Here is a 20,465-nt window from a genome sequence, read left to right on the forward strand (position 1 = left end):
TTTTCTTTTTTCTTACCTTGAATTTGTCTAACTTTTTGATAAATTGATAAACCAATTCATGCAAAAATCCCTAATATAATAACAACACTAAATATTGTTGTTAATCAACCTGGCATAACTTATTCCTCCTAAAAATCTAATTTCGCGGCACGCTTCGCGTGTTCGCTACGCTCAAAATAAACCATATTGAATAAATTATCCGCTAATAAATTACGCGGATAATTTATTCATCTTCTTTTACATTATTAATTACAATATTATTTACCATATTAATAACATTATCTTTTCCATACTTTTTCACTAACGACCGCAAAATAAAATATTGCTTTGTTTGCATAATTTCAACCCCTTAAAATTTTTAAAAAATTAACAAATTCATAAATATTTTTATACAAAGAGTAAAAACCAAAAATACAAAATGTATGTGGTTTCTACAAAATTGGATTGAAGGTGGTATTTCACAACAAAGTATTTTTTACACTCTATGTCATGAACTTGGACATTTGCTGCACTATCGTTATAAATTAGATTATAAAATTAATGTGATTGAACAATTAAAAACATTTTTATTAAAAAAAATTAATAACTTTCACCAGCAACAAAGTTTAACAAAAGAAAAGATTTTTCAATTATTTTATCTTAATAAATTTTCATTTAAAGATAATTTTGAATTGTTTGCGGAGGGATTTGTATATTGACTTTTAACAAGTGATGCTTTAAAAACAAAATAATGAGAATTTTGACATGGGTTTTTAACATCTTATTTGCCAAGTTTAAGTTAATATTAAGTAGTTTTTGATAAAGTAAATTTCTTTACTAATTTGTAATTTTATTTTGATTATTTGTTAAAACAATTTATAATATATTAGAATAAAATAGAAAAAAAGAGGAAAGTTATAATGGCATTACAATATAAGCGAGTTTTACTAAAATTATCTGGTGAAGCATTAGGGAATTCTGATGATTTATATGATGCGAAAAAAATTTATGATATTGCAAAACAAATTGTTAAATTACAAAAAGAAGGATTACAAATTTCTATTGTTGTTGGTGGTGGTAATATTTGACGCGGTAATCGTGCTGACACAATTAAAATGAATCCAATTAGTGCAGATTATATGGGGATGTTAGCAACAGTAATGAATGCTTTAGCATTAGAGGCTGTATTAAAAAATGAAGGTAGTCAGAATGTTGTTGTAACTTCAAAAATTCAAATTCCGGAAGTTGCTTCACCATATTTGTTTAAAAAAGCAAAAGCTGCTTTAGAAAAAGGAGCAATTGTTATTATGGCTGGAGGAACTGGCCAACCAAAGTTTACAACTGATACAGCAGCAACAATTAGAGCAATTGAAATTGATGCAGATGTTATGTTAATGGCAAAAAATGGGGTTGATGGTATTTATGATAAAGATCCGCGCCATAATGCTGATGCAGTTCGCTTTGATAATATTAGTTTAAATGAATTGCAAAAAAAACAATTAAAAGTAATGGATTTAACAGCATCTAGTTTAGCAATGGAAGATGATGTTAAAATCGTTGTTTTTGATATTAATGAACCAGATAATATTTATAAGGCAGCACATGGTAATGCGCGTTCAACAATTGTTACAGGAGGGAAAAAATAAATGTCGCAAGAAGTTATTAATCAAACAAAAGAAAAGATGGAAAAAGTAATCATTTCATTTGAAAATGAATTAATTAAAATTCGTACTGGTCGTGCCAATCCAAATATGTTATCACATATTATGATTGATTATTATGGAACACTAACACCAATTCAACAATTGGCTAATATCATGGTGCCAGAAGCACGACAATTAGTTATTAAACCATATGATCGTTCAATTATTAATTTAATTGTAACAGCAATTAATAAAGCAGATTTAGGTTTAACACCAAATTCAGAAGCAGATTTAATTCGGTTAAATATTCCTCCGCTAACTGAAGAACGTCGTAAAATGTTGGTTAAGGAAATGTGAAAAGCTAGTGAACAGTTTAAAGTAGCAATTCGGAATGAACGACGAGATAGTAATGAACACCTTAAAAAAGATTCTGAATTAACTGAAGATGATAAAAAATATTATGAAGGGGAAGTTCAAAAATTAACGGACCAATTTATTAAAAAAATTGATGAAAAAGCAACTCTAAAAGAAAAAGAACTAATGGAAGTTTAAAACTTTCATTTTTTTATGACTCTCGTTATAATTAACAAAATGGGGAAGAAGGACATAAGGCATGAAAATACCACAACATATTGCAATTATTTTAGATGGTAATGGTCGTTGGGCAACTAAGCAAGGTTTAGAACGAACAGCTGGCCATGAAGAAGGAGCAAAACGGATTAAAGATGTCGCATTAAAAGCAAATGCTCTTGGTGTTAAGTATTTAACGATTTATTGTTTTTCAACTGAAAATTGAAAACGAAGTGCACAAGAAGTTGCATATTTAATGGCGATGCCAGAGCGATTATTAAATAATAAACAAGTTAATAATTTTAAGAATGAAAATATTGTTTTAAATCATATTGGTCGGCGTACAAAAATGCCACTTAAAACATTAGCAGCAATTGATAATGCTATTTTACGGACAAAAAATAATAATGGAATGGTTTTAACATTTGCTTTTGACTATGGAGCCATTGAAGAATTATTAACAGCAATTAATCAAATGATAAGTGAAAAATTAGCAACTGTTGATGAACAGACATTATTTCAACATTTATATACTGCAGATTTACCAGATGTTGATTTAATGATTCGATGTGGTGGTGAACAAAGGTTAAGTAATTTTTTATTATTACAAAATCGTTATGCTGAATTATATTTTACCAAAGCATTTTGACCAGAATTTGATGAAAATGCTTTAACTGAAGCAATATTAGATTATAATAATAGAAATAGAAGATTTGGAGGAATTGAAAGTGATAAACAATCAGGAAGATAATGTTCTTGTTAATGAAAATGAAAAATCAACAGGAGATGATAATTTAACAAATAAAGCGTCAAAAAGTAAGGAACATAAAGGTATGTTTCAAAAAAAACATGTTGCTCGTCATATTACATTTTATTTGTTATTAGTCTTTTTAGGTTTATATTTATTCACAGGGGCAATTGCAACAGAATGACATGGTAATGTTCCACATATTGAAATTGCTAATTATGTTTTTATTGGCATTAATGCTGTTATTTTAGGTTTAGTTAACCATGAAATTTTGCGGTTAGTTGGAGGAACAAAGTGACCAATTTATACGCAAGTCATTACATATTTATTAATAATTTTTTTATTTTTGTTTCCAGCTGAATCAATCGCAACAGAATATGGTGGAATTGGTTCAATTAATTACCCATTTTATACATTATTAAATTGAAATTGATTAAAACCCTGAATTATTTTTGTTATTTATTTATGTGCGATTTTAGGATATTATTGTTTAGTATTTAGTTCAAAAGAAATTACTTTTGGTAAAATGACATTAGTTTTAATTTTTACCTTGTATTTAACTTTTGCTTTAAAAGCAATGAATAAATTTATGTTAAATCCTGCTTATGGTTGAAGTAGTGTGGTATGATTAGCATTAATTATTATTTTAACTGATACTTTTGCGTTTGTTGGCGGTGTTACTTATGGAAAACATAAATTAGCGCCAACAATATCTCCAAACAAAACATGAGAAGGTGCTGTAACGGGAACAATCTTAGCAGCAGGAATTGCAATTACTTATGCTATTTTAATGTTTCATTTTGCAACTAGTAACCATTGGGTTTTTAACTTTTTCTCAAATGATAATGATCAAAATGTAATGCGTTATGTAATTTATGTTCTGTTAGCTTTTGTATTAAGCATTTTGTCACAATTAGGGGATTTATCATTTTCATGAATTAAACGTCGTTATAATATTAAAGATTTTAGTAATTTATTGCCTGGCCATGGTGGTATTTTAGATCGTTTGGATTCATTTTCATTAGTTTTTTTTGTAATGTTTATTATTTCAAATATAGTGTTACAACGATAATTTATGATGCGAAATATTATTGTTTTTGGTGCGTCTGGAAATATTGGTCAACAAGCGTTACAAATTATTGAATCAAATCCAAATGATTTTCAAATTACCGCTGTTAGTATTTATCATAATATTTCAGTTCTAATTAAGATTTTAGAGAAACATCGCACAATTAGGATTGTTCATCTTGGTGATGAAACACAACAAGCTATTTTAACAGCGCAATATCCAAATATAACTTTTGTAACTGGAGAAACAGGAATTAATGCAATGTTAGCTGCTTTTCGGACAGCGTTGGTTTTAAATGCAATTAGTGGTTTTGCAGGATTATACCCAACATTACAAACTTTATATGGTAAAAACCGTACGTTATTATTAGCAAATAAAGAATCATTAGTAGTAGCAGGGGATTTAATTAACAATTTATTAGCAAAAAATAATAATCAATTATATCCAATTGATTCTGAGCATTGTGCTATTTTTCAATGTTTAGACCAAACCAACCCGTGTTCAGAAATTATTTTAACAGCTTCAGGGGGGATGTTTGCTAATAAAACATTAGCTGATTTAAAAACAATTTATGAGCAACAAGCTTTACAACATCCAACTTGAAAGATGGGACAAAATATTACCATTGATTCTTCAACAATGGTAAACAAAGGATTTGAAATTATAGAAGCTTATCATTTATTTAAAACTTCAAAAATCACTGTTATTTTACATCCACAAGCTATTTTACATTCAGCCGTACAATATGCCGATTCTTCAATTATTGGACAATTATCAAAACCTTCAATGTTACAAGTTTTAAATTATTTTTTATATTATCCAATTCGAAAAAATAGTTCGTTCTTAAAACCATTAAATTTTGAGAAATTAATAACCTTAACATTTCAAAAAGCTGATTTATCTCGTTGAAAAGCGCTACAATTAGCCTATCGTTGCTTAAATGAAAATAATTCATTAGCCATTGCTTTTAATGCAGCAAACGAAACATTACGTTCGCTTTTCTTATCCGAAAGAATTAAATTTTATCAAATTGTTGATTATATTGAATATTTTATGAATCAAATTAAACCGCAAAAATTAGTTAATTATCGTGAAATCAAAGAATTAAATGATATCATTAAAAGAGATATTATTAATTATTTTTCTGAAAAATAATGTTATTCCGAATAAAAAAGTAAGGAGTTAAGAAATAAATGTCAGCAGGAATGGTAGTTTTAGGTTTTATAATTGGGATTATAATTTTATTAATGTTAGTTACAATTCATGAATTTGCACATTTTATTATTGCGAAATTAGCGGGAGCATATGTCTATGAATTTGCAATTGGTTTTGGTCCCAAAATTTTTTCTTGAGGAAAAAAAGAAACTCGTTATTCAATCCGAATTTTTCCTTTTGGAGGATATGTTTATATTGCAAGTCAATTAGTTGATCCACCAAAAGGGTGTGAAGAGGAAGAAGTTCCTGAAGAACGAAAAATGGAAAATATTGCAAAATGAAAACGTTTAATTTTTATTGTCGCAGGAGCTTTAATGAATTTTTTTATTGCTGTTTTTATTTTTACCACAATTTTTGCGGCATTAAATTATAAACCATCTGATATGACATATTGAGGAGCTAAGTATGATTCTAATGGTGCAGCATATGCTGCTCTAAAAACGAGTGGTCAAAATGTTGCTCAAGATATTGTGATTTTAGATTATTGATTAGGTCCTAATATTGAAAAACTTAAAGTAGCACAAGAATATTATCGTGTTAATAAGGAAGATAAAGCTGATAATAAGGAGAATCATATTTTAGCAAGTCATGTGGGAACAGTAGATAAGATTCCAACTTATCAAACAACAGTTTTTAATTTTATTAAAAATTTAAAACAACAATATGATAATAGTAATAATGATGAAAAAATTAATTATATTACTCTTGCTTTTGCTCGTGTAAATAGCAAACAAGAAGTTACAACGGCTTCTGATGGTTTATTTCAAACTGAACCAGTTAAGTTAACAGAAGCCAACAATACTTATACAGTCGGAATTAGAGCTCCTGATCGTCAGTTTGCTTCAATTGCGCAAGCATATAGCTATGGTTGAGGAGAAACATTTAGACAATCAGTGACAATTTTAAAATCATTTGGATTATTATTTACTGGTCAGTGAGGACAATTATCTGGTCCAGTTGGAATTGCAAGAACAGTTTCTTCAATGTTAACAGAAGGACCAGCTCTTTTCTTTATGTATGTGGCCATGTTATCTGCTAATTTATTTGTTTTGAACTTAATTCCAATCCCACCATTAGATGGATACAAGTTTTTTGAAACATCAATTGAAGGAATAGTTGGTGGAGTAAAACGCTTAAATGGTCGGGAAAAGATTTGAAAGAAACGCCATGATCCAGTGCAACAAAAAGTATTATTAGAAGAATATCAAGCAAAAGAGCAAAAATGACAGTTACCGCATAAGGCAAAGATTATTATTAATGTAACGGGAGCAATAGTCTTTATTTTATTATTTATTGGAATAACAATTAAAGATGTCTTTTTTTAAGCAGAAAAGCTAGGTGAGGATTAGATGATGGACCAACAATTGATAAAACTATTTACAGCAAATAATTTAGAATTTATTGGAAATTATTTTGATGATGCTAAAGTCATTAAAGCAGAATATAGTACTAGTGAAGGCTTTTTTCGTGTTGTGATTGAAATTAATGATTTTTTACCACTAGAAGTTTTACTAAAATTAGAACAAACTTTATTAGAAAATGAAACATTACCCACAAAGATTTCTTTACGGGTTCGAAAAGAACAATACGAATTAGAAACTATTTTTAGTTACTTAGAATATATTCGATTAAATAAATCGGAATTAAAAAATAGTTTTTTTAGTAAATTATCCCCAGAACGTTTTGCTTTAACTGATAATATTTTAAAAATTACTGTTCATTCGGAAAGTGAACAAAAATTAGTGGGTGAACATTGTAATTATTATCAAAAAAAACTTCGCCGCTATGGTTTTAGTGATTTACAATTAGCCCTAGTGATTGATTTATGAGAAAATAATATTTTAGAAATTAATGAACAAGAATTAATTAAATATCAAGAAACAGTGCAAAAAACAGAACAGTTAATTTCTAAACCAACCAACGGGACTAATCCAGTTCGAAGAGAATTAAATAGTTATCAGAGAGCAAAAAATGGAGAAGCAAGTTATGAACGGTTAATTGATATTGATCAAGATGCTCCGAATGTGACAATTTATGGAAAAATTTTAAGTAAAGAACGACAGTTAATTTCAACAAAGAAATTTATTTATGTAATAACAATTACTGATTATAGTGATACAATTGGCGCAAAATTTTTTACTCGAACAAAACAACCAGATGATTTTATTGAAGAATTAAAAACTAATGAATGAGTTAGTCTTTTTGGCGATATTCGGTATGATACTTATGCTAATGAACAAATGTTTTTTATTAAAAAAATTTCTCGTTTAGAGCATGAAGATTTATATCGTGAAGATAATGCGCCTGAAAAACGCGTGGAGTTACATCTCCATACTAAAATGAGTGTTATGGATGGAGTAACAGATCTTGCAATGCTTTTTAAAACATTAGTACATTGGAATCATAAAGCAATTGCTTTTACTGACCATTTAAATGTTCAAGTTTATCCAGAAATTTATAATCTTAATAAGAAATATCCTGATTTTAAAGTTATTTATGGTGTTGAAGCAGATGTTTTAGATGATAAAATCTGATATGTTAAAAACCCGCATCAGCATAATTTACGAACTGCAAAATATGTTATTTTCGACTTAGAAACAACTGGCTTAAGTAGTAACTATGATGAAATCATTGAATTTGGTGCGGTTATTATGGATGGTATTAGTGGTGAACGTCAAACAATTAATCATTTGTTTAAACCATCCGTTAAGTTATCATCATTTACAACTGAATTAACAGGAATTACAGATGAATTATTAGCGGATAAACCAACTTTTATTGAATCAATTGACCAAATTTTAGAATATTTTAAGGATGCAATTTTAATTGCACATAATGCTGAGTTTGACCTTGGTTTTATTCAATCGTGGTTAAAAAAAGCTGGACGCTCAAAAATTAATAACACAGTAATTGATACTTTACAATTATCACGGATTTTAGAACCACATTTGAAAAATTATCGGTTGGGAACAATTGCTCGTTGTTATAATGTTATTTATAATGAAGAAGTTGCTCACCGTGGCGATTATGATGCAATTGTTTTAACAGACATCTATGAGCATCAGCTACGGAAAATGATTAATACTTATAGTATTGAGTTTGATGATGATATTGAGAAAATTCATGACCCTGCTGTTTATAAAAAACTGCGACCAAAACATATGACAATTTTAGCAAAAAATCAGGTAGGTTTATTAGAATTATTTAAACTAATAACTGCTGCGCATACTAAATATTTTTATTCATCACCAAAATTATTACGAAGTGTAATTGAACAACATCGTAGTAATTTATTGATTGGGTCATCATGTATTAATGGTGATGTTTTTGAAGTGGCACGAAATAAAGATGCATCGGAATTAGCAGAAACAATTAAGTTTTATGATTATGTTGAAATTCAACCTCCTAGTGTATATAAACATTTAGTTCAAATGGGGGATTTATCAGAAGAACGATTATTAACAGTCATTAAAGATATTATTTTTACAGCAAAAAAATTAAATAAATTAGTTGTTGCTACTGGTGATGTGCACTATCTTAACCCAGAAGATAAAATTTTCCGTGAAGTTTATATTAATGCAAAAGGAATTGGTGGCCGTCCCCATCCTTTATATGATTATAAGCAACGAGTAACTGATAATCCTGATCAGTTTTTAAGAACAACAATGGAAATGATGAACGAATTTAAGTTTTTAAATAATGATGAATTAATTTATGAAATTGTAGTAACAAATCCAAATTTAATTGCTGACCAAATTGAAAAAGTTGAAATTATTAAAGATAAATTATATACACCTAAAATTGAGGGTAGTGACCAATTATTAAAAGAATTATGTTATAAAAATGCTTATAAAATTTATGGTAAGTCATTACCAGAAATTGTTGCATCACGCTTAGAACGTGAATTAAATGCTATTATTAAGCATGGTTTTGCTGTTATTTACTGAATTGCACATAAATTAGTTGATAAATCATTGCAAGATGGCTATTTAGTCGGGTCACGGGGAAGTGTTGGTAGTAGTTTTGTTGCAACAATGAGTAATATTACTGAAGTAAATCCATTACAACCACATTATTTATGTTCTTATTGTAGTTATAGTGAATTTATTATTGATGGTTCAGTTAAGTGTGGATATGATTTACCAGTTCGTACTTGTCCAAAGTGTCAAAAACCATTAAAAGGGGAAGGGCATGATATTCCCTTTGAAACATTTTTAGGGTTTGAAGCAGATAAAGTTCCGGATATTGATTTAAACTTTTCAGGAGAATATCAACCAATTGCACATGACTTTACTAAAGAAATGTTTGGAGAACGTAGTGTTTATCGTGCCGGAACAATTTCAACGGTGGCAGAAAAAACTGCATATGGTTATGTGAAAGGTTATTTTGAAAGTAAAAATATTTTACATTTAAAACGTCGCGCAGAATTAGAACGAATTGCCAAGGGTTGTGAGGGAGTTAAACGAACAACTGGACAACATCCAGGTGGAATTGTTGTTATTCCAAAGGAATATGAAGTTGAGGCATTTACACCAGTTAATTTTCCTGCTGATGATATCAAATCAAATTGATTAACAACTCATTTTGATTTCCACGCAATTCATGATAATGTTTTAAAGTTAGATATTTTAGGTCATGTTGACCCAACTGCTTTGCGAATGCTGCAAGATTTAACGGGAGTGGATCCAAAAACAATTCCAACAAATGATGAAGCGGTTTTAAGTCTTTTTCGAAGTTTAGATGTTTTAAACATTAAACCAGAAGATATTAATGGTGAAAAAACTGGTGCAATTGGTATTCCTGAATTTGGTACTTTTTTTGTTCGTAAGATGTTATTAGATACAAAACCAACTTCATTTGCAGATTTAGTCCAAATTTCAGGATTGTCACACGGAACAGATGTTTGAATTGGCAATGCCCAAGAATTAATTCGAAATCAAAATATTAGTATTTCAGAAGTAATTGGATGTCGTGATGATATTATGGTTAATTTAATTTATAAAGGGTTACCTGCTCAAAGTGCTTTTAAGATTATGGAAGATGTTCGAAAGGGAAAGGGGTTAACAACTGAACATGAACAATTAATGCGGGATAATAATCTTGAACAATGATATATTGATTCGTGTAATAAAATTAAGTATATGTTCCCAAAAGCCCATGCAACAGCCTATGTCTTAATGGCGTGACGAGTAGCATGATATAAAATTAATTATCCAGTTGAATATTATGCAACATTTTTTTCAACTCGAACAGATGTTTTTGATATTAAAACAATTTTAAAAGGAGCAGAAACAATCAAACAAGTTTTACGCGATATTCAAACTCGTTTGGATAATAAAGATTTTAATGCTCCCAATAAACCAACACAAAAAGAAAAAGATTTAATTCCCGTTTATGAAGTAGCATTAGAAATGTATGCCCGAGGAATTAAAATGAGCAATATTGATTTAAAAACAAGTCGAAATAAAAATTTTACCGTTATTACAAATGAAAATAATGAAAAAATTATTTTACCGCCATTTTCTGCAATTGATGGTTTGGGCGTAGCTGTTGGCGATAGTATTATTAATGCTCGTCATGAAAAACCATTTTTATCAATTGCTGATTTACAAAAACGAACAAATATTACAAAAGCTCATTTAGAATCATTTGAAGAACTTGGAATTTTAAAAGATTTATCATTAGATGATCAAATTGCGTTTGAGTTTTAAATAAGATAATTTTTTATGATATTTTCCTTTATAATTAGAATAATTAAGAGGTGATGAAAATGGAAATTAAATCAGGTTTTGTTGCAATTGTGGGGCGACCAAATGTTGGTAAATCAACATTATTAAATACAATTTTAAATAATAAAGTAGCAATTGTAACAGCAAAGGCACAAACAACACGAAACCGTATTCAAGGGATTTATAATGATCAAGAATCACAAATTGTTTTTATGGATACCCCAGGCATTCATAAAACTCATCATGAAATGGGGAAATTTATGAATAAAGTTGCTTTATCAGCAACAAAAGCAGCCGATGTTATTTTATTTTTAGCTCCAGCAAATAAACACATTGGTGATAATGATCTTTATATTATCAGAGCACTACAAGAGCGCGCAATTCCAATTGTTTTAGTTGTAACAAAAATTGATTTAGTTTCCAAAAGTGATTTAATGGTAAAAATTGCTGAATGAGAAAAAATTCATCAGTTTACTGCTATCATTCCCGTTTCAGCCGTCAAACATAAAAATCTTGAAACATTATTAACTTTATTAAAAACACATTTATCAGTAGGACCACAATATTATCCTGATGATATGTTAACTGATCAACCAGAAAAGTTTTTAATTCGTGAAATTATTCGGGAAAAAATTTTGTTGTTGACAGAAGATGAGATTCCGCATAGTGTTGCCATTTTAATTGATAAAATTGATGATCAACCACAGCCATTAAAAATTATGGCTTCAATTTGCGTTGAACGGGATTCGCAAAAAGGAATTATTATTGGGAAACAAGGCCGTTTAATTAAACAAATTGGAACACAAGCCCGCTTAGAATTAGAACAAATTTTAGGAACAAAAATATTTTTAGAATTATTTGTTAAAGTAGTGGATAAATGACGGGATAAACCTTCAATGATTGCCCGTCTAGGTTATAACAAAGAAAGTTATTAAAATGATTCAAAAATTAACAGGAATGGTATTGCATAAACGACATTATGATGATAACAGTGCAATTATTACGATTTTGTCACAAGAATTAGGAAAATTAGCTTTTTTTGCACATGGGGTACAAAAAATTACATCAAAAAATCAGTATGCAGTACAATTCTTGGCAACAAGTGAATTTGAAATATTTTTATCATATCATAATAATAAGTTAAGTAAATTAAAGACAGGAAATTTATTAAAAACAAGAATTAAATTAGCACAAAATTATGATGATTATTTATTAGCAACATTAATTTGTGAAATTGCTGAGCAAGCGGTTTTTGACCGTCAAGCTGATAATGAATTGTACGAATTATTAACAACAACATTAGACAATTTAGTTACATGAGAAGATAATTTAAGTATTGTAATTGCTTTTATGTTTCGTGCTTTAAAATGATATGGATTAGAATGAGACTTTACGATGTGTAAACGGTGTGGCAGCAAACAACACATTAAAACAATTAGTTTTCTTGAGGAAGGATATCTTTGTAAAAATTGTTTATTACCAAGAGATTATCTTTTTCCAATTGAATTAGTGAAAGTTTTTAATAGTAATTTTCATACTAATTTTTATTTTTACAATAAGATTAATATAAAAGCTTTAATAATATTATTTAAAATGCTATGTGAGTATTATTTAATAAAAGTTGGAATATTTTCGTGTAGTATTTATGAAATGCGACAAAAATCAATTTATTTTAAAGAATAACATAGTATAATTGAGGATAGAGAAATAAGAAGGAGTTAAATTAATGCAATATACATTAGAAGAAGTTGTTAATCATTTAAAAACACAAGGTTTTGTTTTTCAAGGGAGTGAAATTTATGGTGGTTTAGCAAACAGCTGAGATTTTGGACCATTGGGGGTTGAATTAGAACGAAATTTAAAAAATTTATGATGACAACATTTTATTACAAAATCAAAATATAATGTTGGTCTTGATAGTGCTATTTTAATGAACAATAATGTTTGAAAAGCTTCTGGACATCTTGGCAATTTTGCTGACCCATTATTAGATTGTAAAAAATGTAAAAGCCGAATGCGGGCAGATAAACTGATTGAAGATAATTATCCGAAATTAAATTGTGGTGGTTTAACTAATGAACAATTAGAGACTTTTATTACCGAAAAAAATATTTTATGTCCAAATTGTGGGGGACATGATTTTACTGAAATTCGTCAGTTTGAATTAATGTTTAAAACAAACCAAGGTGTTATTGAAGATGAAAAATCAGTTGTTTATCTACGACCAGAAACAGCACAAGGAATTTTTGTTAATTTTAAAAATGTTCAACGTTCTTTGCGAAAAAAATTACCTTTTGGTGTTGGTCAAATTGGAAAGTCATTTCGGAATGAAATTACCCCAGGAAATTTTATTTTTCGTACACGTGAATTTGAACAAATGGAATTAGAATTTTTTTATGATAGTAACGAAAAGATTGATTGATTTGAATATTGAGTTAAAAAAGTAACCAAGTTTTTAGAATTAATTAATTTAAAACCAGAAAACTATCATTTTCGTGAGCATAACGCTAATGAGTTAGCCCATTATGCAAAACGAACTATTGATATTGAATATAAGTTTCCGTTTGGCATAGGTGAATTATGAGGGATTGCTGACCGGGGGAATTATGATTTACGTCGCCACAGTGAAATGAGTAAAAATGATTTGTCGTATTTAAATCAAGAAACAAATGAAAAAATTATCCCGCATGTAATTGAACCATCGGTTGGTGTTGGGCGCTTGATGTTAGCGATTTTATATGATGCTTACCATGTTGAAAAAGTTGCTGATAATGAGACAAGAATTGTTTTAAAATTAAGCCCGTTATTAGCTCCATATCAAATTGCGGTGATTCCATTAAGTAAACAATTAAACAACGATGCTTATCAGTTATATGAAAAACTCTTAGATCGTTTTCAATGCACTTATGATGAAACAGGAAATATTGGAAAGCGTTATCGTCGTCAAGATGCGATTGGAACACCGTTTTGTGTAACAGTTGATTTTGACAGTCAAAAAGACCAAAAAGTTACAGTTCGTAATTGTGATACAATGAAACAAGAACGAGTGGCAATTGCTAATTTAGAAAGCTATTTTACCGCAACATTAAAATAATTAAAAGGAGTGAAAGGTATGGCATTAATTAGTAATGAAAAAATTGATTTAATTAAGTCAAAAGTAAATATTGTTACCGTAATGTCAGAATATTTATCGCTTGAAAAACGGGGTCGTAATTATTGAGCAGTTTGTCCGTTTCATCAAGATTCACATCCTTCAATGAGTATTTCACCAGAAAAGCAAATTTACCGTTGTTTTGCTTGTTCAGCTGGAGGCAATGTTTTTACTTTTTTACAAGAATATGAAAATATTAGTTTTATTGAAGCTTTAAAAAAAGTTGCGGTAATGGCCAATATTTTCTTAGATGAATTGACTACTTATAAAGAAAAACCAAAATATGATAAAAGTGAACAGTTAATTTTTGAAATTAATGCCTTAGCAAGCGCTTACTTTAGTAATAATTTAGAAACCAAAAAGGCTTATGATGCAAAGGAATATTTAACAAAGCGGAACATTAATAATACTGAAATTGAATTATTTCAGATTGGTTATGCTGAGAGTGGCTTTGATCATTTGTACCATTTTTTAATTAAAAAAGGATATTCAATTAATGATATTCAACAAGCGGGTTTAATTACAATTAAAAATGGCAAGGTGTATGATTATTTTAATAATCGTTTAATGTTTCCGATTAAAAATGAAGATAGTTATATTATTGGTTTTTCTGGACGAGTAATTGGGGTTACTAACCAGGTAGCAAAATATCTTAATACTCCTGAAACAAAGGTTTTTAAAAAAGAACAACTAATGTATAATATTCACCGGGCGAAACCGTTTATTCGCCAGCAAAATAATTTAATTTTACTTGAAGGATATATGGATGTTATTAGTTTAGAAAAATTAAATCTTAAAAATACCGTTGCTTTAATGGGAACTAATTTAAGTGAATATCATTTAAAAGAAATTAAAAGATTAACAAATGAGTGTTTAATTTTTTTAGACGGTGATAAGGCTGGAATTAATGCTAGTTTAAAAGCAGCAATTAAATTATTAAGTCATAATCTAAAAGTTAAAATTGTCTTGAATGAGACGCAACAAGACCCTGACGAATTAGTTAATAGTGGTCAGGGAGAATTAATTCATACAATGTTAGCAAATGCCCAACATCCAATTAATTTTGCTCTTGATTATTTTCAAAATAAATTTAATTTGCAAGCAGCAAATGAATTAGAAGAATTTATTAATATTGTTGCACCTTTAATTAGAGCTAGTCCAAATCAATTGGAACAAGAATTAGCAGTTAATAATTTAGTTAAAATAACGAGAATATCTAAAGAAACAATTACAACAAAAATTGGACAAATTAAAACATATCAAAAAGCAGTTTTTTCACCTGCTGTGTCAGAACCAATTCCTAATGGAACAAATGATAATAATTATCAGCAAAAGCCGCCACCAAGGTTCAAACCACAGCAAAGTAAGACTGTTGTAGTTAAAAATACAAAATATAAAATTAAAAATTTAAAACGATATCTTTTAGCAGAACAAAATATGGTTTTACAATTACTTGGTTCTCGAAAAGCAGCAGATTTTTATCAAAGAAAAATTGGAAATTTAAATTTTGATGGTTATCGTTTGTTAGCAAATGATATAATTACTTATTATAATGGACATTTGGGGGCAGAAAATGTTAAGATTAATATGTTGTGTCAAGAAATAAGTGATCCAAATTTAAAAAAAATATTAATGGATATTATTAATAAATCAACGATTAAAATTAAATATAATAAGAAAGAATTAGAAGACTATGCGCTCTTAATTGATGATTTTGCTAATGAAAAAGAGATTGCAATGCTATGAAATAAGTTAGAAAAAGCAAGTAATCTAATTGAACAACAGGCAATTTCAATGGAAATTGACAAGTTGAATCAACGATTAAAATTTAAAAAGGGGTAGAGAGAATGGGATTATCAAAAAAAGAAGTCAGAGATATGAAATCTTTTGATGAATTTAAAGAATATATTAATAAATATTTAGAAGAAAATAACAATGAGATTGAACAAGAAAAATTAATAACATTAATTAATGATCATTTTGAAGTTGATGATAATGATGTTGAAGAATATTTCGAAGAATTAGTTGCTAATGGTGTTGAATTTAGTGATATTAATTTAGAAGAGTTAAAAGAAAATGAAGTTCCTGAACCAGAAAAAGTAACGAAAAAACAACCAGATGAAAAATTACGTTACAAAGTTGGTGGGATTTCAAATGAAACAAAAATTCAAGATATTATTAAAGCTTACTTTAATATTTTGGGAACAAGTAAGATTTTAACTCGTGAGGAAGAAATTAAATATGCTAAAATGTTAGAATCATCTGATCCAGAAGAAAGACGTTTTGGACGGGATAAATTAATTATTTCTAACCTGAAGTTAGTTGTTTCAGTTGCTCGTAAACATTTAAACCGGGGATTAGATTTTTCGGATTTAATTGAAGAAGGGAACATTGGGTTAATGAAAGCTGTTGATAAGTTTGATTATAAGCGTGGTTTTAAATTTTCAACATATGCCACATGATGAATTAGACAAGCAACAACCCGGGCAATTGCTGATCAAGCGCGAACAATTCGGATTCCTGTTCATATGGTTGAAACAATTAATAAATTAACAAGAATTGAACGGCAATTAACACAAGAGTTAGGACGCGAACCAAGTTACAATGAAATTGCTGAAAAAATGGGGCAAGGAATGGTTGGCGAAAAAGTTCGTGAAATTAAGAGACTATCAATTGAACCAGTTTCATTAGAAAAACCAATTGGTGATGAGGATGATACTCATTTTGGTGATTTTGTTGATGATAAAGATATTTTTACACCGGATGAATATGCTGAAAAAGAATCATTACGAGAAGTAATTGATGAAGTTTTCCATGAAATTTTATCAGCACGAGAAGAAAAAGTAATTAGAATGCGGTTTGGACTTTTACCAACAAAGTTACGAACAGTATTACGGTTAGCAAAAGAATGTGAAGATGAAACTTTCCCCGAATTAGTTCAAACAGTTAAAGCTCTTGATATTCATTATGATACACCAATTGAAAAAGTACAAAGTCAAAAAAATGCTTTAATTGATAAGCATTTATCAAAATATGATTCACCAAAAACATTAGAAGAAGTAGGCAAAGAATTTAAAGTAACACGTGAACGAATTCGCCAAATTGAAGCAAAAACAATTCGTAAGTTTAAGCCAAACCAAGCTAATTCGAAAGCAAAAGTATTAAAAGACTTTTTTAAAGGATAGGGGTTTTAAAAAATGGATAGATTATCAGAACGTTTATTATTAATTGCCAAACAAGTTAATGAAAAAGACATTATTTGTGATATTGGGACAGATCATGCAATGATTCCAATTTATTTAGCAAAAGGAAATTTAATTACCAAAGCTTATGCATGCGACATTGCAGCACAACCCTTAGCCCAAGCGAAAAAAAATATTGCAAAATATCATACTGAAGAACTTATTACCCCAATTTTAGCAGATGGTTTAACAGGAGTTTCGGACATTAAGATTGATACATGTATTATTTCAGGATTAGGGAGTACAACAATTTTAACCATTTTGCAACGAGATTCTGATTTAATTGATCGTTATATTTTATGTCCTAATGATGATCCATTTTTATTACGAGAATGAATTAAAAAACATAAGTACTTTATTGAAAAAGAATTATTAATTAAGGAAAATGATATTATTTATGAGATTATTGTTGTTAATAAAACTGCTGGTCAAAAAGTCAAAAATAAAAAAGACTTATACTTCGGTCCTTATCTTCGCAAAGAACATAGTAAACTTTTTCAAGAGAAATGATTGTTAAAAAATGATTATTATTTAACATTGTTAAACAAGATTCCTGCAAACACTAAGCGCTATCAAGAAGTTAAAGCAAAACTAAAAATGATTAATAAGGTGATATAATGTTAATTAAAAAATTATATCAAGAAATTGAAACTGATTTTTCATTAAAAGCAGATTGTAAGTGAGATTATAGTGGTCATCAATATGGAAGCAAAAATCATTTTGTAGCAAAAATTATGGTTAGTTTAGATTTAACAAGCGAAGTAATTACAGCAGCAGTCGCTAAGCAAATTAATGTTATTATAACTCATCATCCTTTTTGTTTTGGCAAGAAAAAAAGAATTCAACAGATTCCTTACAAACGAGCAATTATTGATCTTCTTAATAAACATCAGATAACTGTTTATGCTTTACACACAAATTATGATGGTTTAATGAATGAATTGATTTTACAAGAATTAAATCCCCAAAAAATTGTTCCCTTTGATGATGATTTAACAATGATTGGGTATGTCAGTTTAACAGCTGATGAAATTATTACGAAATTAAAAGCAATTTTTAAAATTACAACAGTGCAGCACAATTTATCGACGTTAGAGCAACCTATTAAAACAGTTGCCTTAGCAGCAGGAGCCGCAGGTGATGTGATTGCAAAAATTAACCAAAATATTGACCTGTTTATTACTGGGGAAGTAAAATGAGATCAATGAGTATTAGCAAATGAAAAACAATTAGCAGTTATTTGCTTCAACCATTATATGGAAGATTTTTTTATTGCTGCTTTTGCTGGATACTTAACCCGAAAGTTTCCAACTTTAACAATAATTCCATATCATATCAAAAATATTATTAACTATCGTTAATAATATTTTTATATTTGCTCTAAATAACGAATTACTTCTAACTGAATGATGCTAGGTGTTGATGCCCACGCAGTAACAGCAACACAGGTTTTATTTGCCAACCAAGTTGCTTGAATATCATTTTTATCATTAATGCGATATGATTCAATCCCAATTTGTTCGCCCATTGCAACTAGCTTTAAGGTGTTACTACTTTGTTCATCACCAACAACAAGTAAAAGGTCAATTGTTGTTGGATCTAAATTTAGAACAGCATTTTGTCGTTCTAATGTTGCATTACATAAATCATTTTTAAAAAGAATTTCATTTGGAACAAGGGTTTTAATTTTTTTCACAATTGCTTCAATATCAATTTTAGAAAGGGTTGTTTGGTTTGTAATTAAAATCTTTTTAGTTGGGTCAAGATTAGGCAAAATGTTATCAACTTCTTGTTCTGTTGTCACAAGATTGATGCTTGGACTAAGCGCTAACATTGCATTTGTTTCTGGATGAAAGTGTTTTCCAATAAAAATAATTTGATAATCAGGTTTTGCTAAATATTCCTTAATTAAATTTTTTGTAACAGTTACTCATTCACATTCAGTATCAATAAGTGTAATTTTTTTCTGTGCTGCGACATCTTTAATCCGGTCATCACTACCATGTGCACTTAAAATCACAACAGCATTATCTGGTAGTGTTTGCATTAGCGCAAGGCGATTAAGTTTAAAATCGTTGACCGGAATAACACCTAAATTAACAATTTCATCAATAACATGTTTATTATGGACAAGATAACCTAACATATAAATTTGGCCGTCCAGCATATTTGACAGCAGCTTCTTTTGCTCATTTAATTGACTTGACAACACCAAGACAATAACCACGAGGTGTCACTTTTACAACTTTCATTTTTTTACCAATCCATTTTTATCTACTTATATAATATCATAACTAAAAATCTCTTTTATCATTTTAAAATAATATCTTAAACTTATTTATTAATCAAACTAAATTTGATATAATTAATTCGTCTATTTTAAGTAAAAATTTTATCTTTTTCTTAAAATATTACAATTATCTTAAATACTAAATTTAATTTGGGATAAAAAATATTTAATGCAAAAAACTAATGATTAATGCTATTTTAACATTAGCAACCAACATTGGTTTGATTTCATTATGAAAGGAGATTGAGTATGCCAGTAAGTTTGAAAGCTAAAAGCAAAAAGGTGCCCCAGTCGAAAAAACCAGTAGCAAAAAATGCGACAGAAGAAAAATGATTATTCATTAAATCACAAGCAGTTATTGATTCAACTCCAGCTATGAAAAGATCAATCGATCGTTCATTAGGAGATGTTTATACAAAAACAGCAGCGGATTATCGGGCAAAAGATGGAAGTGCCATTACTACTGCAATTACAGCAGAAAGACTAATTGCAGAACGTTTAGGAAAAACAGCAACTCAACGAAAAGCAATTGAAGTGCAAAATAAAAAGAAGGCCACTCAAATGTTAAATTCAAAGGATAACAAAAAACCTGCTAAAAAAACAGCAGCAAAAAAACTTTTGAAAAAAGTGGGGACAAAAAATAAGTAATGTTAACAATAGCTAGATTTTCTAGTTATTGTTTTATTTAAAATTTTTATTAATATTTTTCCTGTTTTTATAAAATAGAAAATAAGATTAAGAATTTTAAATAATTAGGACTATAATAGACTTCTTGCATAACCTAGTTATTTTAAAATTCCTATAAAATATATTTAAAATAGAAATTATA

General features: G+C 28.8%; 19 protein-coding genes. 16 read left to right on the plus strand and 3 right to left on the minus strand.

Going from position 1 to position 20,465, the window contains the following annotated elements:
• Positions 1–116: hypothetical protein (locus tag EHU54_RS01060; protein ID WP_400248480.1), on the minus strand; the 116-nt coding region annotated here is incomplete at its 3' end.
• Positions 117–422: 306 nt separating this feature from the next.
• Here EHU54_RS01060 and EHU54_RS01065 point away from each other — a divergent pair.
• The 15 genes from EHU54_RS01065 to EHU54_RS01135 all read left to right on the plus strand — a co-directional run bounded on the left by EHU54_RS01065 (position 423) and on the right by EHU54_RS01135 (position 18,707).
• Entirely contained in the window at positions 423–731 is a 309-nt protein-coding gene (locus EHU54_RS01065; protein WP_400248462.1) for a hypothetical protein, read from the plus strand.
• Positions 732–899: 168 nt separating this feature from the next.
• Positions 900–1,625, plus strand: coding sequence for a UMP kinase (pyrH, locus tag EHU54_RS01070; protein WP_400248464.1), 726 nt, complete (start codon positions 900–902; stop codon positions 1,623–1,625).
• Complete coding sequence (frr, locus tag EHU54_RS01075) at positions 1,626–2,174, plus strand: ribosome recycling factor (RefSeq protein WP_400248465.1); 549 nt, start codon at positions 1,626–1,628, stop codon at positions 2,172–2,174.
• A gap of 61 nt (positions 2,175–2,235) precedes the next feature.
• Complete coding sequence (gene uppS / locus EHU54_RS01080; RefSeq protein ID WP_400248466.1) at positions 2,236–2,943, plus strand: polyprenyl diphosphate synthase; 708 nt, start codon at positions 2,236–2,238, stop codon at positions 2,941–2,943.
• Positions 2,924–4,012 (plus strand): phosphatidate cytidylyltransferase, encoded by a 1,089-nt coding sequence (locus tag EHU54_RS01085; RefSeq protein ID WP_400248481.1) that lies wholly within the window; start codon positions 2,924–2,926, stop codon positions 4,010–4,012. Before uppS ends, EHU54_RS01085 begins: the two co-directional genes overlap by 20 nt.
• A gap of 3 nt (positions 4,013–4,015) precedes the next feature.
• Positions 4,016–5,164, plus strand: a complete 1,149-nt coding sequence (gene dxr / locus EHU54_RS01090) for a 1-deoxy-D-xylulose-5-phosphate reductoisomerase (RefSeq protein ID WP_400248467.1) — start codon at positions 4,016–4,018, stop codon at positions 5,162–5,164.
• A 38-nt stretch (positions 5,165–5,202) separates the two neighbouring features.
• The gene (gene rseP / locus EHU54_RS01095) at positions 5,203–6,549 is read left to right on the plus strand and encodes an RIP metalloprotease RseP (RefSeq protein ID WP_400248468.1); all 1,347 of its coding nucleotides are present in this window, start codon (positions 5,203–5,205) and stop codon (positions 6,547–6,549) included.
• Between the two features lie 27 nt (positions 6,550–6,576).
• A complete protein-coding gene (locus EHU54_RS01100; RefSeq protein WP_400248469.1) occupies positions 6,577–10,935 on the plus strand; it encodes a PolC-type DNA polymerase III in 4,359 nt (1,452 codons plus the stop codon).
• 59 nt (positions 10,936–10,994) lie between these two features.
• On the plus strand, positions 10,995–11,888 hold the full coding sequence (gene era, locus EHU54_RS01105; RefSeq protein ID WP_400248470.1) for a GTPase Era: 894 nt from the start codon (positions 10,995–10,997) through the stop codon (positions 11,886–11,888).
• A 1-nt stretch (position 11,889) separates the two neighbouring features.
• Complete coding sequence (recO, locus tag EHU54_RS01110; RefSeq protein ID WP_400248471.1) at positions 11,890–12,636, plus strand: DNA repair protein RecO; 747 nt, start codon at positions 11,890–11,892, stop codon at positions 12,634–12,636.
• A 43-nt stretch (positions 12,637–12,679) separates the two neighbouring features.
• Positions 12,680–14,047, plus strand: coding sequence for a glycine--tRNA ligase (locus EHU54_RS01115; RefSeq protein ID WP_400248472.1), 1,368 nt, complete (start codon positions 12,680–12,682; stop codon positions 14,045–14,047).
• Positions 14,048–14,065: 18 nt separating this feature from the next.
• Complete coding sequence (gene dnaG / locus EHU54_RS01120) at positions 14,066–15,946, plus strand: DNA primase (RefSeq protein WP_400248473.1); 1,881 nt, start codon at positions 14,066–14,068, stop codon at positions 15,944–15,946.
• Positions 15,947–15,951: 5 nt separating this feature from the next.
• Positions 15,952–17,289 carry a sigma-70 family RNA polymerase sigma factor gene (locus tag EHU54_RS01125; RefSeq protein WP_400248474.1) on the plus strand — a complete coding sequence of 446 codons (1,338 nt, stop codon included), beginning with the start codon at positions 15,952–15,954 and terminating at the stop codon, positions 17,287–17,289.
• 12 nt (positions 17,290–17,301) lie between these two features.
• Complete coding sequence (locus tag EHU54_RS01130; RefSeq protein WP_400248475.1) at positions 17,302–17,964, plus strand: tRNA (adenine(22)-N(1))-methyltransferase; 663 nt, start codon at positions 17,302–17,304, stop codon at positions 17,962–17,964.
• Complete coding sequence (locus tag EHU54_RS01135) at positions 17,964–18,707, plus strand: Nif3-like dinuclear metal center hexameric protein (RefSeq protein WP_400248476.1); 744 nt, start codon at positions 17,964–17,966, stop codon at positions 18,705–18,707. Before EHU54_RS01130 ends, EHU54_RS01135 begins: the two co-directional genes overlap by 1 nt.
• Before the next feature lie 8 nt (positions 18,708–18,715).
• Here the strand turns inward: EHU54_RS01135 and EHU54_RS01140 are convergent, their stop codons facing one another.
• Entirely contained in the window at positions 18,716–19,492 is a 777-nt protein-coding gene (locus tag EHU54_RS01140) for a 4-hydroxy-3-methylbut-2-enyl diphosphate reductase (protein ID WP_400248477.1), read from the minus strand.
• Complete coding sequence (locus tag EHU54_RS01145) at positions 19,470–19,598, minus strand: hypothetical protein (protein WP_400248478.1); 129 nt, start codon at positions 19,596–19,598, stop codon at positions 19,470–19,472. Before EHU54_RS01145 ends, EHU54_RS01140 begins: the two co-directional genes overlap by 23 nt.
• A 287-nt stretch (positions 19,599–19,885) precedes the next feature.
• Between EHU54_RS01145 and EHU54_RS01150 the strand changes: the two genes are divergently transcribed.
• Positions 19,886–20,284, plus strand: coding sequence for a hypothetical protein (locus EHU54_RS01150; RefSeq protein ID WP_400248479.1), 399 nt, complete (start codon positions 19,886–19,888; stop codon positions 20,282–20,284).
• Positions 20,285–20,465: the final 181 nt, after the last annotated feature.

It is taken from the genome of Spiroplasma sp. ald (assembly GCF_044714355.1).
Lineage (GTDB): Bacteria > Bacillota_I > Bacilli_A > Mycoplasmatales > Mycoplasmataceae > Spiroplasma > Spiroplasma phoeniceum.